This window comes from Oscillibacter sp. (genome assembly GCF_032060045.1).
In the GTDB taxonomy this organism is placed as follows: Bacteria; Bacillota; Clostridia; order Oscillospirales; family Oscillospiraceae; genus Oscillibacter.
The window spans coordinates 1-13578 of the sequence record NZ_DAMBZJ010000025.1 but is presented as its reverse complement, the minus strand read 5'-3'; the positions used below and the strand labels follow the sequence as shown (position 1 = coordinate 13578).

Genomic DNA, 13578 nt, shown 5'->3' with positions numbered 1-13578 from the left:
TAAAATTATTTGGGTTTCCAAAGAAATCAAGCATTTATTCCACTTCTACGTTTGCTTTTTTAAATCAGCGGCGGTAAAATAAAAACAATTCGCTTCACGCTTAAAAACAGCGGGAAGCAAAACTCAACAATAAGCAGAGAGGAGCAGGCGGATGCGTTCGATGTCCTTTAAGCAAAAGTTGATTCTCATGGGCGTAATTCCCATTGTCCTGCTGGGCTCGCTGATGGGATGGCTGTCCTTTCGTCACGCCCGCGATACGGTCATCGCTTCGCAAAAGGGGGTTGTGGCAGACACGGTATACCGCATCGATGTTAACCTCAACACGAAGGTCCGCTATATTGTTGAATCTGTGCGCTCCGCCGCCAACAGCGCCGCCGTGGCGGATTTGATTGAAGAGCCTCAGTCGTCCGCGGCGCAGCAGGAACTGCGGTCTTACGCATCCGGTTTGAGCCGGGACTTAAGTGCGGTTTCCTCTGTGTCGCTGCTGACCCGGGAGGATCTTGTGTTCTCCACTGTGGACACCACAGAGGTGCGGCTCAATTCAGCCATCTGGGGAACTTATCTGCAAAACGCGTGGGAGCGTCCCAACAAGGTGCATTGGTCCAGTCTGAGTTCAGGGCTGTACCGAGCGTCGGGACGGGAGGGGGTCTCCCATTTCATCTCCGCGTACAGTGCCGTATGTGACCGCACGGGAACCGCGGTGGGTTTACTGGTGGTGGAGATGTCTCCAGATTCCTTCAGTAGTCTGCTGCTGGACAACCAAAACCTCCTAAAATATCAATATACCTATATTGTAGGCCGGGACGGACAGGTGATCTGCAGCGACAAACGGGTGAATGTGCGCTGGCGCAGTCTCATCAACGAACGCTTTTACAAGGGGGACCGACGCTTCACCTTCCAGTGGGAGGGGGAGGATTACTACGTCTGCGGGCAGTATAACGCGCTGACGGGATGGCGCACATTTTCTGTAATCAGCGTGGCCAATCTCTTTCCCCAGGCCCGTTCTTTGCAGACTTACAGTTTTTTGCTGGTGGTCTTTTCCGTGCTGCTGATGCTTTGCTGCATTTTGCTAATGTATCGTTCCATCACCCAGCCCCTGAGCAGCCTGAACAAGGCCATGAAGGTGGTGCAGGAAAAAAATTTCGAGCTACGCCTGCCCAATGCGCGAACAGATGAGATTGGCGCGCTGACGGATTCCTTTAATCAGATGGTTAACAAAATCAACAGCCTGATCCGGGAGGTTTATCAGGAGAAGCTGGCGCAAAAGAACGCGGAGCTGGAGGCGCTACAGACGCAGATCAATCCACATTTTCTGTATAATACTTTGGATTCCATTAACTGGATGGCCATCGAACGGGGTGACACGGAGATCAGCCGCATCATCATTGCCTTGGGCAAGCTGATGCAGTACAGCATGGACACCGAGCAAAGCCAAGCCACGCTGGAGCAGGAATATGCGTATTTACAGGATTATCTGTGCATCCAGAAAAATCGGCTGGAGGACAAACTGTCCTATGAACTCCAATTGGACGACCGGGTCCGCACGCTGCTAGTTCCCAAACTCATCTTGCAGCCCTTGGTTGAAAACGCCATCAAGCACGGGATCGAACCCAGCTGCCGCTGCGGCACCGTGCGGGTATTTGCCCGTCCGGACGGCAGCAGCGTGCTCATTACGGTGGAAGATGATGGCTGCGGGATGAACGCCAGCCAGCTGGCTCTGGCGCAGGAGTGCTGCTCCGCCGAAAGCAGTGCCGGCATCGGCTTGCGGAATGTGGCCCGACGCTTGAAGCTCTTTTTTGGAGAGGACAGCGTTCTGACGATACAGCCCGGATCTCAGGGTGGGACCATGATGACCCTGCGGCTGCCGGGCAGCCTGGAGGAGGATAGCCATGAAAATTCTGATTATTGACGATGAGCCGAAGATCCGAAACGGTTTGACCCACCTGCTCAGCGCCCATCCGGGATGGAGTGTGGCGGGGGCTTTTGCCGATGCCTCCGCCGCCATGCAGTTTCTTTATGATACGGACTGCAATGTCATCATCAGCGATATTAAAATGCCGGGGATGTCCGGGCTGGACATGATCCAGGACATCCGCACCCGCAACCGGGATATCCCCATCCTCATTCTCAGCGGTTACGCCACGTTTTCCTTCGCCCAACGGGCCATTGAGTTGGGCGTCCGTAAGTTTTTGACAAAGCCCACCAATCCGGAGGAGTTGACGGCGGCGCTGGAGCAGATCGAGGCAGACCAGCGCAAAGAAACGGAGAATCTGCGGGATGAAGCGCATGCGGAGACTTCCAATTTGCTGGTGCTGCGAGCGATTCAATATTTGCAAACGCACTATGGCGGCAAAGTCAGCCTGAAAATGGTGGCCGATGCACTGTATATCTCACCCAATTACCTTTCAGAGCTGTTCCGCAAACAAACCGGTGAAAACTTTTCAGATTATCTTCTGGGAATCCGCATGAAGAAGTCACAGACCTTGCTGCGGGATATCTCCTATAAAATTTCCGAGATCGCGGAAATGACCGGCTTTCACGACAGCCGCTATTTTAGCAGTACGTTTAAAAAATACTACGGTATAACGCCTCTGGAGTATCGCAATCGCTCCGCGCAGGATTTGCCGAAGCCGTCGCTATGACGCCGCGCCCCCCATTGCTTATCGGCAATGGGGGGTGCAAATTTAGGGTCAGTCCTCTTTGGCGTAGGGAATTCCCAGCTTGGCGGGGACATTAAAGTTCTTTCTCGTCACCGTCAACAAAATCGTGAGGATATAGGGCAGGGCGATTACCAGTTCATTGGGGAAGAGGGGATTGCCGCCGGCGGATTGGATATAAATGGAGACGGCATCGGCGAGGCCAAAGACGATAGTGCCGATGACCGCCCCCTTGGGCGACCAGTTGCCCAAAAAGCAGATGGCAAAAGCGATCCAGCCCCGTCCGCCAATGATATTGGTGGAAAACATACCCAGATAGCCCACCGTATAGAACGATCCGGCCAGTCCGCCCACCATGCCCGCCACCAAAACGGTCAGAAAGCGGACGCGGGAGACGTTGATGCCGGCCACATCCACCGCCTCGGGGTTTTCGCCGGTGGAGCGGATGGTTAATCCCAGAGAGGTGTGGAACAGAAGATACCACGCCAGAGGGATGATGAGGTAGGCGAGGTAGGTCAGCGCATTTTGATTGAACAGCACCGGTCCCAGCACCGGAATCTGTGAAAGGACTGGAATGGCAATCTTGGGCAGGACGGCGATCTTCAGCGGCGTGGTGGGAATGCCAAATAGCACCCGCTGGAAATACGCGCAAAATCCTGCCGCCAAGATATTGATAGCGGTGCCGGTGACGATTTGCTGCTGGCGCATATGTACAGTGATGGCGCCGTACAGGGCGGCTGTGGCAAGGCCGCAGAGCATGGCCACCAGCAGACCCATCCAGACGCTGCCGCTCAGATAGACTCCGACAAAGCCGCCCCAGGCCCCCATGAGAAAGATGCCCTCAATGGCGGTGATCATCATTCCGGTGCGCTCGGCAAACACCTCTGCCATAGCGCCCAGCAGCAGCGGTGTGCTCATCATCACGGCGCGGGTCAATAGATTCGTCATACCGTCGCTCCTTCCTTCTTCAGTCTCTTTTTGTCCCGGGCAGTGCTGGTGTAGCGACGCAGAAAATAGGAGATGATGACGCAGATCATCACGATTCCCTCAATAAAATCAATGACACTGGAGGGGATGTTCAGCCCTGGCAGACGGCCCATGGTGGTACCCATGACATTCATAAAGCCAAACAGCAACGCTGCAAAAATAACGCCGATGGGATTGCCGTTGGCCAAAATGGCAATGCCGATGCCAAAGGAGCCAATGGAGACGTTGAAATTTTGCAGCAGCATGTGCTGCACACCGTTCACCTCTGTCATGCCAGCCATCCCGGCAAGACCTCCGGAGATCAAAAACGCGATGACCATAATCTTGCGGGATTGAATGCCCGCCAACTCCGCGGCATTCGCGTTGCAGCCCACGGCCCGGATGCGAAAGCCCAGCTGAGTCTTATACAGTAGCACCCAAATGAGAATGGCGGACACCACTGCAATGACAAAGCCCAGATGAACCCGGGTGCCGGGCAGGATGGCTGGGAGATAGGCGTTGACGGAAATGGGGTCCGTTTGTAAATATTCGCCCTTGGTCTCCCGCAGCACCGTGCGCAGAAGATAGTCCATCAGCGCAGAGACCACATAGGTGGACATCATGCTCACTAAGAATTCATTGGCTCCGCACTTGGCCTTAGCCAGGCCGATGAGTGAGCCCACCGCGCCACCGGCCACAAAAGTGGCCGTCAAGACTAGAAGGATCAGCAGCCAGCCGGGAAGCGTGTCGCCCAGCGCCAGCGAAAGGGAGATGGCGGCAATGGCGCCGGCGTAAAATTGGCCCTGTGCGCCGATGTTGAATAGGTTTGCCTTATAAGTGAAGGCAAAGGCCAGCGCTGTAAAAATCAGCGGCGTGGATTTCACCAGCACCTCGCCCATGGTGTAGCGGTCTGTCACGATTTTCAGGAAAGAGACCTTATACACCTCCACGGGATCAATTTTCATAAACAGCAGCATACAGGCGCTTATAAACAGGCCTACTACCACCGCTCCCACATTGAAGAGGAGGATATCTGCATAGTTTCGTTTCATGGCCTTACGCCTCCTTTCCAGTGTAGCCTGCCATCAGCAAACCAATTTCCTCGGTGGACAACTCACCGTTGCGGTAGATCCCCATAATTTTCCCTTTGTACATAATGGCGAAGCGGTCTGTCATTTCAAACAACTCGGACAGCTCCGTGGAGATCAACAGAACACCCTTTCCCTTCTCTTTTTCCTCCAGCATGGACTTGTGGATGCGGTCCACCGCGCCCATGTCCAACCCCCGGGTGGGCTGATTGAACACAATGACTTTTTGTCCAATGTCGATTTCCCGGCCCAACACCATCTTTTGCTGATTGCCGCCGGAAAGACTTTTTGCCGTCTCATCGGGGCCGGTGGCCTTGACTTGGTGCTTTTGAATCAGATCCGCAGTATAGCGGTCCAGCACCTTTTGGTCAATGAGGCCATGCCGGGTCCAGTGCTTGCTGAAACTGCTTTTGAGCAGCATATTTTCAGAAAGAGTCATGTCCATGATGAGACCATCCCGATAGCGGTCCACCGGCACATAGCCGATGCCCGCCTCGATGCGCTGGCGAATGGTGTCCTCCACAAGGCTGCGCCCGTTGCAGAGAATCTCGCCGGACGTGATCTCCCGCCCACCGCAAATCGCCTCGCACACCGCATCTTGCCCGTTTCCGCTGACACCGGCAATGCCGAAGATCTCGCCGGCATGCACTGCAAAAGAGACGCCCTCCAGCAGCGCGGGCTGATTTTTTTGTTCTACCGTCACATTCCGCAGCTCTAAAATCGTGCTCTCATCGGAAAATTCCCGCAGCGCTGGCTGGGCGTTGGCGGTGAGGTCCTGGCCAATCATCAGCTTGGCCAGCTTGTGCTCGTCCGTTTCCGAACGGCGCAGATCACCGGCCACCATACCGTCCCGCATGACCACGACCCGGTCGGCAACCTCCATCACCTCTTTGAGCTTATGGGTGATAAACAGGACGGTGTTGCCCTGGGCCGCATAGGTCTTGATAAACTCCATGAGATTGTCTGACTCCTGAGGCGTTAACACCGCCGTCGGCTCATCCAAAATCAAAATATTCGTATTTAAGTACAGTGCCTTCAGAATTTCCACCTTTTGCTGCACGCCCACGGCCAGATTCCCCACCTTGGCCTCCACCGGAATATCAAATCCATAGCGATTGGCCAGCGCCTGAATTTTCTGATTCTCTTCCTTCAAGGAGATCCGTCCCCGGGCGTTTCCCAGAATAATATTTTCCGTCACAGTGTGGGTGGGGACCAGCGAAAAATGCTGCTGCACCATGGCGATGCCACGCTGCATGGCGTCTCTGGGGGAGCGGACGGTGGTCTCCTGGCCACGAATGAGGATTGTTCCCTCGTCCGCGCCGTAAAGGCCGTAAAGAATCTTCATGATGGTGCTCTTTCCTGCGCCGTTTTCGCCCAGAAGGGCAACCACTTCCCCCTCATACGCGCAGAAAGAGACATCCTTATTTGCGATGACCTTTGCAAAATACTTGGAAACGCGTTTCAGCTCCACAACGGGTGTTGCCATATGACCTCTCCTTTAAACAAGGGCGCCTGCCGCAAAATCATCTGTTGAACATACCCATGCAGATATTTTGCGGCAGGCGCCGTTGGTTTGTGCCCGGAACAGCCGGAATCAGTTGTCGAACAGCGCCGTCAGATCCACAGAACCGGCCTGATAATCCTGAATGGCGGCATCCACGGCATCCTTAGTCTCCTGAGAGATGTTGTCGGTGTAGATGGGAACAAAGATGCCCTCGTTGATGCCGACCTCGTGCACCATGTGGCCCGCCAGCTCGCCGTCTAAGTATGCGTTGATGGCCCACTTATACATCGTGGCAAAGTCAAAGTCCACAGAGGCGACCACGGTGTTGGGGTCGATGGTGGTTTGGTCGGAGGAATAGCCCACCACCTTGATGCCCTTGTCGATGGCGGCGTCAATGGCGCCCAGACCCAGCTCATTGGCATAGGTGAACAGCACGTCAGCGCCCTCGTCAATCATGTTTTCTGCCATCTGCTTGCCCAGAGCCACGTCACTCCAGCTATTGGCATAGGCCAAGTTGTAGGACGCGCCTGAGATTCCCCGGCCCTCGCACAGCGACACAGCTGTCTTGCCGTAAACAGACATCAGATGCTCCATGGCCAGATTGGATTCGCCCCCGATCATGGCAAACTTACCGGTCTGGGAAAGGTTGCCTGCGATGATGCCCGCCAGATAGCTGGCTTCGTATTCCTTGGGGAACAGAGGGGACAGGTTGTCCAGATCGCAGTTTGCGCCGTTGACCATCACAAACATGGTGCTGGGATAGCTGGCAGCCACCGTTGCGGCTGCCTCGTCAAACTGAGAGCCGGCAGCCATGACCATATCATAGCCCCGTTCCGCATACTCGCGGAAGGTGGATTCGAAATCCGCAGACTGCACGTTTTCCACGTATTCCATGTTGGTTCCCAACTCTTCGTTGCAGGCCAGCAGACCGGCATAGTTGGAGGCGTTCCAGCCTTGGTCATTGACTTCGCCAGGGAGAATCAGAACGATTTTATAATCTGCCGCTGTTTTTTCTCCGGAGGATGCGCCGTCTGACCCCACCGCGTTGTCAGGCGATGCGGTGCTACCGCAGCCCGAAGTGAGGACAGAAATCGAGAGGACCATGGCTGCCACCATCAGCAAAGAGAGAAACTTCTTCATATTTCCTCCATTCCGTCGTTACGCAAACGACTTTGTAAAATTAAGTAACTTGCGTTACCGTATGCTTTTATTTTAAAAGTTTCTCTCGTGTTTCACAATGTGGAAATATTACGATTTTTACAAAGATATTACGGATGCATTCAATTTACACAATAAAAAACGGAGACGGATACAAAGTTATGGATAAAATGCCAACAAGGCCGTCGAAGAAATGGTCCTTATAATCATCCTCTGCCTGCGCGATACCGAAATTTCTATCTCAGAAGATGAAGTCCTATGTTGCAGCTCTATAGGACATCGTAACGGTATGATCCAGTCTGGCGCGGTCTTTCCAACCGATGATGGGGAAATGCAGAACGATAAAGGGACTCGAAAAGGAGGAGAAAATCCATCACCCTAAAAATGTAGAGCCAAAACAGAACCGCGGATAAAAAAATAACCCATGGAATCCCTGAATGCCAGAGATTCCATGGGTTTTCAACATCATTCCCACTCAATGGTGGATGGTGGCTTGGAGGTAATATCGTAGACGATGCGATTGATGTGGGGGACCTCGTTGACAATACGGGTTGAGACGCGATCCAGCACATCGTAGGGAATGCGGGTCCAGTCGGCGGTCATGAAATCCGTTGTCGTTACGCTGCGCAGGGCGAGCGTGTAGTCATACGTCCGCCCGTCGCCCATCACGCCCACGGAGCGCATATTGGTGAGCACCGCGAAATACTGGTTCATGGAGTCTTCCAGCTTGGCCTTTGCAACCTCGTCCCGGAAAATAAAATCCGCAAGGCGCAGGGTGTCCAGCTTCTCCTTGGTGATTTCGCCAATCACCCGGATGGCAAGCCCCGGACCGGGGAAAGGTTGGCGCATGACCAGATATTCCGGTAGGCCCAGCTCTCGGCCAAGGTTGCGCACCTCGTCCTTAAAGAGCATCCGCAGGGGCTCGATAATCTCTTTGAAGTCCACGTAATCAGGAAGGCCTCCCACGTTGTGGTGGCTCTTGATGGTTGCGGAGGCGCCCAGACCGGATTCAATCACATCAGGATAAATGGTGCCTTGTGCCAGATAGTCCACCTTGCCGATTTTCTTGGCTTCCGCCTCGAAAACGCGGATGAACTCCTCGCCGATAATTTTCCGCTTGCGCTCCGGCTCCGTTTCAGCTGCCAGTTTCCCTAAAAACAGGGCCTCGGCATCGGCGCGGATAAAGTTGATGTCCCACTTTTTGAACGCGACTTCCACCTCGTCCCCCTCGTTCAGACGCATGAGGCCGTGATCCACAAACACGCAGGTGAGTTGCTTGCCCACGGCTTCGGCAATCAGAGCCGCCGCCACGGAGGAATCCACTCCGCCGGAAAGAGCCAGAAGCACCTTGCCATCGCCAACCTTCTCCCGAATCTGGGCCACTGCGGTATCCCGGTAGTCGCCCATGGTCCAGTCGCCGGCTGCACCGCAGACCTCATAGAGGAAGTTGCGGATCATGGCGGTGCCGCGCTGAGTGTGATTCACCTCGGGGTGGAACTGTACGCCGTAAAAACCCCGGCTTTCGTCGCAGATGGCAACGGTGGGGCAGGCGGCAGAGTGCGCCACAAGAGAAAATCCCTCGGGGACCTTTTCCATATAGTCCCCGTGGCTCATCCAGGTGACGCCCTCTTTTTCAAGGCCCTTGAAAAGCTTGCAGCTGGTTTCAAAAAACGTATCGGTCTTGCCGTATTCCCGGGTGGTATCCTCGGTGCCGGCGGTGACGCGTCCGCCCAAATGATGGGCCATGAGTTGGCAACCGTAGCAAATACCCAGAATGGGGATGCCCAGCTCGAAAATGGCGGGGTCCACCTGCGGAGAGGCAGGGTCGTACACGCTGCTGGGCCCGCCGGTAAAGATAATACCGATGGGCTTTTCGGATGCAAGCTGGGAAAGGGGGGTGGTATAAGACTTTACCTCGCAGTATACATTGCACTCCCGGACGCGGCGGGCGATGAGCTGGTTATACTGCCCGCCAAAGTCCAAAACAATGACCTTCTGCATATCAGTCGTCCTCCCGGAATACGATGTTGCCCGGCTCGGCAGATTCGATGATGGCAAGAGATTTCAGGTTCATCCCCGCGGCGCGAAGCCGGTCGCCGCCGCCCTGAAAGCCCTTTTCCACGGCGCAGCCGATGCCCACCAGTGTTGCCCCGGCGCTGGTGACAATGTCGCACAGGCCTCGCATAGCCTCTCCGTTGGCCATGAAATCATCCACAATCAGAACCTTGTCCTCGGAGGAAAGCCATTCCTTATTCACCAGTAGGGTCACTTTTTTCTTATAGGTATAAGAAAAAATATCGCTCTGGTAAAGTCCGCCCTCGATGTTGTCGCTCTTGGCCTTCTTGGCAAAAATCATAGGCTTGTTGAAGCGCTGGGCGCAGATGGCAGCCAGCGCGATGCCGCTGGCCTCGGCGGTGAGAATCACGCTGACCTGATCCATGTCAAAATGCCGGCCGAATTCCTCGGCGATGTGGACCATGATGGTGGGGTCCACCCGGTGGTTCAAAAAGCCGTCCACCTTGATAATGTTGCCGGGCAGAACTTTGCCCTCCCGGACGATGCGGTCCTTCAATTCCTGCATGTGATGATATCCCCCTCTTTCAGTTTGTCCCCCATGAGGAGACGGGCGGTTTTTCGACCGATTCTATTCTGATTCTATTATTATAGATAGAATGCAAATTTGCAACTGTTTTTACAGAACAAAATATGGATGTTACAGAGACAATGCTTGTTGAATTTGTCTTTACACGGAAAATTGCGGTTTGTTGAGGTAGCAAATCCAATCCTCTATAGGGAGCCTGAAAGGGACCAAAAAAAGCGCGGAGGCATCGAAAGATGCCTCCGCCCGGCGTATGCAATTATTTGCCCTCTGCGGCATCGGCGGCGGGGCTGAGCCAGTCGCCCTGAAAATCCTCAATACTGCCCGCGTCGGTCAAGGCCGCGAGGGCGGGGTCAATGGGCATCTGGGAAAGAAGCTTCAGGTTGTGCCGTGCGGCGGCTTCGGTGGTTTTCCCTTCGCCGAAGAGATAAAGTTTCTTTCCGCAGTCCGGGCAGGACACGTAGCTCATGTTCTCCACCACGCCCAAAATGGGAACCTCCATCATCTCCGCCATTTTTACCGCCTTTTCCACCACCATGCTCACCAGCTCCTGCGGAGAGGCCACCACAAGGATGCCGTCCAGCGGAATGGACTGGAACACGGAGAGGGACACGTCGCCGGTTCCCGGGGGCATATCCACAAACAGATAGTCTACGTCCCAGATTACGTCCGTCCAGAACTGCTGAACCACCCCGGAAATCACCGGGCCCCGCCAGATGACCGGGTCTGTCTCGTTATCCAGCAGCAGGTTGACAGACATGATCTCAATGCCGGTTTTGGTTACGGCGGGGAGGAGAGAGTGTCCGTCGCTCCGGGCTTTTTCGTGGATACCGAAGGCTTTGGGGATGGAAGGGCCGGTGATATCGGCATCCAGCACGCCGACTTTAAAGCCACGCCGCCGCATAGTCACCGCCAACTGGCTGGTCACCATGGATTTTCCGACGCCGCCTTTGCCGGAGACAACGCCAAAGACCTTCCCGATGCGGCTTTCGGGATTGGCCTCCTTCAGCAGGGACTGGGGTCCCTGACGCTCCGCACAGCTCTCACCGCAGGCGGAACACTCGTGGGTGCATTCACTCATGTTGAAACTCCTTTTGCTATATTAAATGTGTAAGCGGGAAAATGGGCCCGCCTCTATCAATGCAACCGTTATCTTATACCCCGGACGGGCTGTTCGTCAACCTCTGAACGGAAACCTCCGGATCGTCTGCGAAAAAGTCGGCTTCTCGGCTGTGGCACGTGAAAAGGAGAAGCTGGCGCTTTTTTGCTTCCTCTTTTAAAAGGCGCAAGGCGGTCGCGCAGCGATTGTCATCAAAATTGGCCAGCGCGTCATCCAAAACCAAGGGAGGTGGGGCCGTATCCGGCAAAACCAACTCACAAATGGCCAGTCGCGCCGCAAGATACAGTTGATCTCCCGCGCCGGCGGAGAGCAACCCCGCGTCTCGCCACACCGTGTCTCCCGTGGGTTCGGCGGAGAGGTGGAACGATCGATCCAGCACCACGCCGGAATAAGCCCCGTCGGTAAGCGCGGAGAAAAGCTCCGCCGTCCGGCGGCCCAGCAGGGGAGAGAAGCGGTTTTGCAGCGCCGCGTTGGCATCGTCTAGTGTCTCCATCGCCAGCGCGATGGACTGATATTCGCCCTCCAGCACATCAATCTGAAGGCGAAGCTGCTCTGTTTGCGCTTCCAGCGCTTCCCGTCCGCCAAGGGCGGCGATCTGGCCGGTGAGGTGGTCGGCGGCGGATTGGGCGGCGGAGAGCGCGGCTTTCACGGAGAGAAGCTCGGCATTCAGAGCTTCCCGGCTTTGAGAAGGAGGCGCAGAGGGCTCTTCCGCAGAAGGGGCCCGGTCGGGAATCTGGCGGCACATGGTTTCGTACCGCAGCCGCGCGGCTTCCGCCGCGTTTTCGGCGGCAGACAGCTCTCTGCGCCGGACGGCGCATTCCCGCAGCGCCGCGTCGGCGGCGGGAATGTCAAAGGCAGCAGGAGCAAAACGGCGGACCTCCAGCAAGATACCTTGTTCGTTGGAGGTAAGGGAGGCATATAGTGCGTCATAGGTGGCGGTGGCCTTCACCAACGCGTTTTGGGCCTCGTCATGGCGGCGGCAGGCGGCGGCGTAGTCTTCGACCAAAGTGGCAAGGACTTCGGGGGAGGATGCGCCGTAGGCGGCGAGATATGCAGCCTGCTTCTTCCGGTCGCCTCGTTCCCTGTTGAAAATAGCGTAAACGCCCATCAAAAAGCCGATGCCTCCCATTGCGGCAAGTGCCCACAAAGGGTACGGCTCCCCGTTCAAAGCGCTGAGAAGAAAGGTTCCGCCCGCGCCAACGGCCAGCAGGAGAACAGGTAACCACCATGATTTGGGACGGATAGAGGGCGCGCTTTGCGCCACTCTGTGGGCATCCTCAGGCGTCCGCCCCGCAAAAGGGTTCTCGCTGATAGCGGTTTCGGCTTTTACGCCGGCCTTCATAGCCGCGTCCTTTTCTGCCATGGCGGTATTCACACTTTTGCGCACGGTTTCCAGATTTACGATGGCCCCTCGAAGACGACCAATGGCTTCGTTTTCTGGCAAGCGCCTCTCCTCCGCCTGACGGCGGAGATTGACGGCGGTATGCTCCGCGTCCTTAACGGCGGACTCCACTTCCGCTAAAAGGCGGCGCTCCTGAGCGGCGTCCCAGAGGTCGTGGAGCTTTAAAAGGCGAGAAAGCTCTGCTTCCAGCTCTGTCAGGCGGAGAAGCTCCCGACGCTGTTTCCCCAATTGATTTTCCGATTCCGCCAGAGCCTCCAACTGACGGACGGCCTCCGCCAGCTCCTGCTCCAGCACAGGAAGCCGTCCGGTTTTATGATGGCGGCGGCGGTTTAGCTGTTTATTCAGAGCGGCAGCGGCCTCGGAGTAAGAAGTGTCTTCTTCTCCGGTGGTGATCAGGGCGGCGATGCGTTTTTCAAGCCCTGCATCCTGCGTCACGGGTAGACCGGCTTGACGGATGAAGGCGCTTCTCTCGTAAACCTCCCGGTTGACGCCCAGAAGCGTCTCCCCACAGTTTTGTCCAGTTAGACCGGGATATTCGTCCATGGTTCCCTCGTGGACTGCCTTAAAGTCCCCCAAAGGAGCGGTCTGCCGTTTCGTCTCCCGAAGAAGCGTCACTTCGTCTTCTCCGATGCGGCAGACAAGCTGACCGGACATGGCTACGCCGCTCCAAGGCGCATAGCGGTTTTTGTCGGCAATAAAGCCTGCGCGGTCCCGCTCCCGGCTGTTGATACCATATAACATAGAAAGCAGGAACGCGCACCAGGTGGATTTACCGGTTTCATTGGGAGCCTGTATAATGTTCAGCCCATCGGAAAGATGAAGCGTCTGCTGATGCAGTTTTCCGAAAGTGGCGCTCATACGATGAATGCGCAGGAAGATCACCTCTGTTTCATAAAATTCAAACAACCACATCATACCATATATAATAGAAAAAACACAGGACCATTTTTAGAATCACGTTTAAAAAGACGCGGTATGAGGCAAGATAATGGCTGGTATAAAAAAAGCAAAAAACATGCAAAAACTGTATTGACAAACGAAGTGGGGTATGGTAGTCTAACAAAGCTGTCCGCGAGGGCAGCAG

At 55.3% G+C, this 13578-nt stretch carries 11 protein-coding genes; 3 read left to right on the top strand and 8 right to left on the bottom strand.

Going from position 1 to position 13578, the window contains the following annotated elements:
• Positions 1-160: 160 nt before the first annotated feature.
• Together RT018_RS10855 and RT018_RS10850 are read left to right on the top strand one after the other, a co-directional pair.
• Positions 161-1909 (top strand): sensor histidine kinase, encoded by a 1749-nt coding sequence (locus tag RT018_RS10855; protein ID WP_312941832.1) that lies wholly within the window; start codon positions 161-163, stop codon positions 1907-1909.
• Positions 1890-2642, top strand: a complete 753-nt coding sequence (locus RT018_RS10850) for a response regulator (protein WP_312941829.1) — start codon at positions 1890-1892, stop codon at positions 2640-2642. The genes RT018_RS10855 and RT018_RS10850 overlap by 20 nt, the downstream gene beginning before the upstream one ends.
• A 48-nt stretch (positions 2643-2690) precedes the next feature.
• Here RT018_RS10850 and RT018_RS10845 read toward each other — a convergent pair whose 3' ends face one another.
• The 8 genes from RT018_RS10845 to RT018_RS10810 all read right to left on the bottom strand — a co-directional run bounded on the left by RT018_RS10845 (position 2691) and on the right by RT018_RS10810 (position 13352).
• Complete coding sequence (locus RT018_RS10845; RefSeq protein ID WP_312941827.1) at positions 2691-3605, bottom strand: ABC transporter permease; 915 nt, start codon at positions 3603-3605, stop codon at positions 2691-2693.
• On the bottom strand, positions 3602-4675 hold the full coding sequence (locus tag RT018_RS10840; RefSeq protein ID WP_312941824.1) for an ABC transporter permease: 1074 nt from the start codon (positions 4673-4675) through the stop codon (positions 3602-3604). Before RT018_RS10840 ends, RT018_RS10845 begins: the two co-directional genes overlap by 4 nt.
• A 4-nt stretch (positions 4676-4679) precedes the next feature.
• Positions 4680-6197 (bottom strand): ABC transporter ATP-binding protein, encoded by a 1518-nt coding sequence (locus RT018_RS10835; RefSeq protein WP_312941822.1) that lies wholly within the window; start codon positions 6195-6197, stop codon positions 4680-4682.
• A 108-nt stretch (positions 6198-6305) separates the two neighbouring features.
• Entirely contained in the window at positions 6306-7355 is a 1050-nt protein-coding gene (locus RT018_RS10830) for a BMP family protein (RefSeq protein WP_312941819.1), read from the bottom strand.
• Between the two features lie 483 nt (positions 7356-7838).
• Entirely contained in the window at positions 7839-9374 is a 1536-nt protein-coding gene (gene guaA, locus RT018_RS10825) for a glutamine-hydrolyzing GMP synthase (RefSeq protein ID WP_312941817.1), read from the bottom strand.
• 1 nt (position 9375) lies between these two features.
• Positions 9376-9954: a xanthine phosphoribosyltransferase gene (locus RT018_RS10820; protein WP_312611669.1), complete on the bottom strand. Its 579-nt coding sequence runs from the start codon at positions 9952-9954 to the stop codon at positions 9376-9378.
• 277 nt (positions 9955-10231) lie between these two features.
• Positions 10232-11053, bottom strand: a complete 822-nt coding sequence (locus RT018_RS10815) for an Mrp/NBP35 family ATP-binding protein (protein ID WP_312941814.1) — start codon at positions 11051-11053, stop codon at positions 10232-10234.
• 73 nt (positions 11054-11126) lie between these two features.
• The gene (locus tag RT018_RS10810; RefSeq protein WP_312941811.1) at positions 11127-13352 is read right to left on the bottom strand and encodes an AAA family ATPase; all 2226 of its coding nucleotides are present in this window, start codon (positions 13350-13352) and stop codon (positions 11127-11129) included.
• Positions 13353-13355: 3 nt separating this feature from the next.
• Between RT018_RS10810 and RT018_RS10805 the strand changes: the two genes are divergently transcribed.
• Positions 13356-13578 (top strand): hypothetical protein (locus RT018_RS10805; RefSeq protein WP_312941808.1); only part of this gene is annotated, 223 nt, incomplete at its 3' end.

Coding starts and splice junctions, on each gene's coding strand:
- RT018_RS10855 (WP_312941832.1), top strand. CDS start 161: ATGTCCTTTAAGCAAAAGTTGATTCTCATGGGCGTAATTCCCATTGTC.
- RT018_RS10850 (WP_312941829.1), top strand. CDS start 1,890: ATGAAAATTCTGATTATTGACGATGAGCCGAAGATCCGAAACGGTTTG.
- RT018_RS10845 (WP_312941827.1), bottom strand. CDS start 3,605: ATGACGAATCTATTGACCCGCGCCGTGATGATGAGCACACCGCTGCTG.
- RT018_RS10840 (WP_312941824.1), bottom strand. CDS start 4,675: ATGAAACGAAACTATGCAGATATCCTCCTCTTCAATGTGGGAGCGGTG.
- RT018_RS10835 (WP_312941822.1), bottom strand. CDS start 6,197: ATGGCAACACCCGTTGTGGAGCTGAAACGCGTTTCCAAGTATTTTGCA.
- RT018_RS10830 (WP_312941819.1), bottom strand. CDS start 7,355: ATGAAGAAGTTTCTCTCTTTGCTGATGGTGGCAGCCATGGTCCTCTCG.
- guaA (WP_312941817.1), bottom strand. CDS start 9,374: ATGCAGAAGGTCATTGTTTTGGACTTTGGCGGGCAGTATAACCAGCTC.
- RT018_RS10820 (WP_312611669.1), bottom strand. CDS start 9,954: ATGCAGGAATTGAAGGACCGCATCGTCCGGGAGGGCAAAGTTCTGCCC.
- RT018_RS10815 (WP_312941814.1), bottom strand. CDS start 11,053: ATGAGTGAATGCACCCACGAGTGTTCCGCCTGCGGTGAGAGCTGTGCG.
- RT018_RS10810 (WP_312941811.1), bottom strand. CDS start 13,352: ATGAGCGCCACTTTCGGAAAACTGCATCAGCAGACGCTTCATCTTTCC.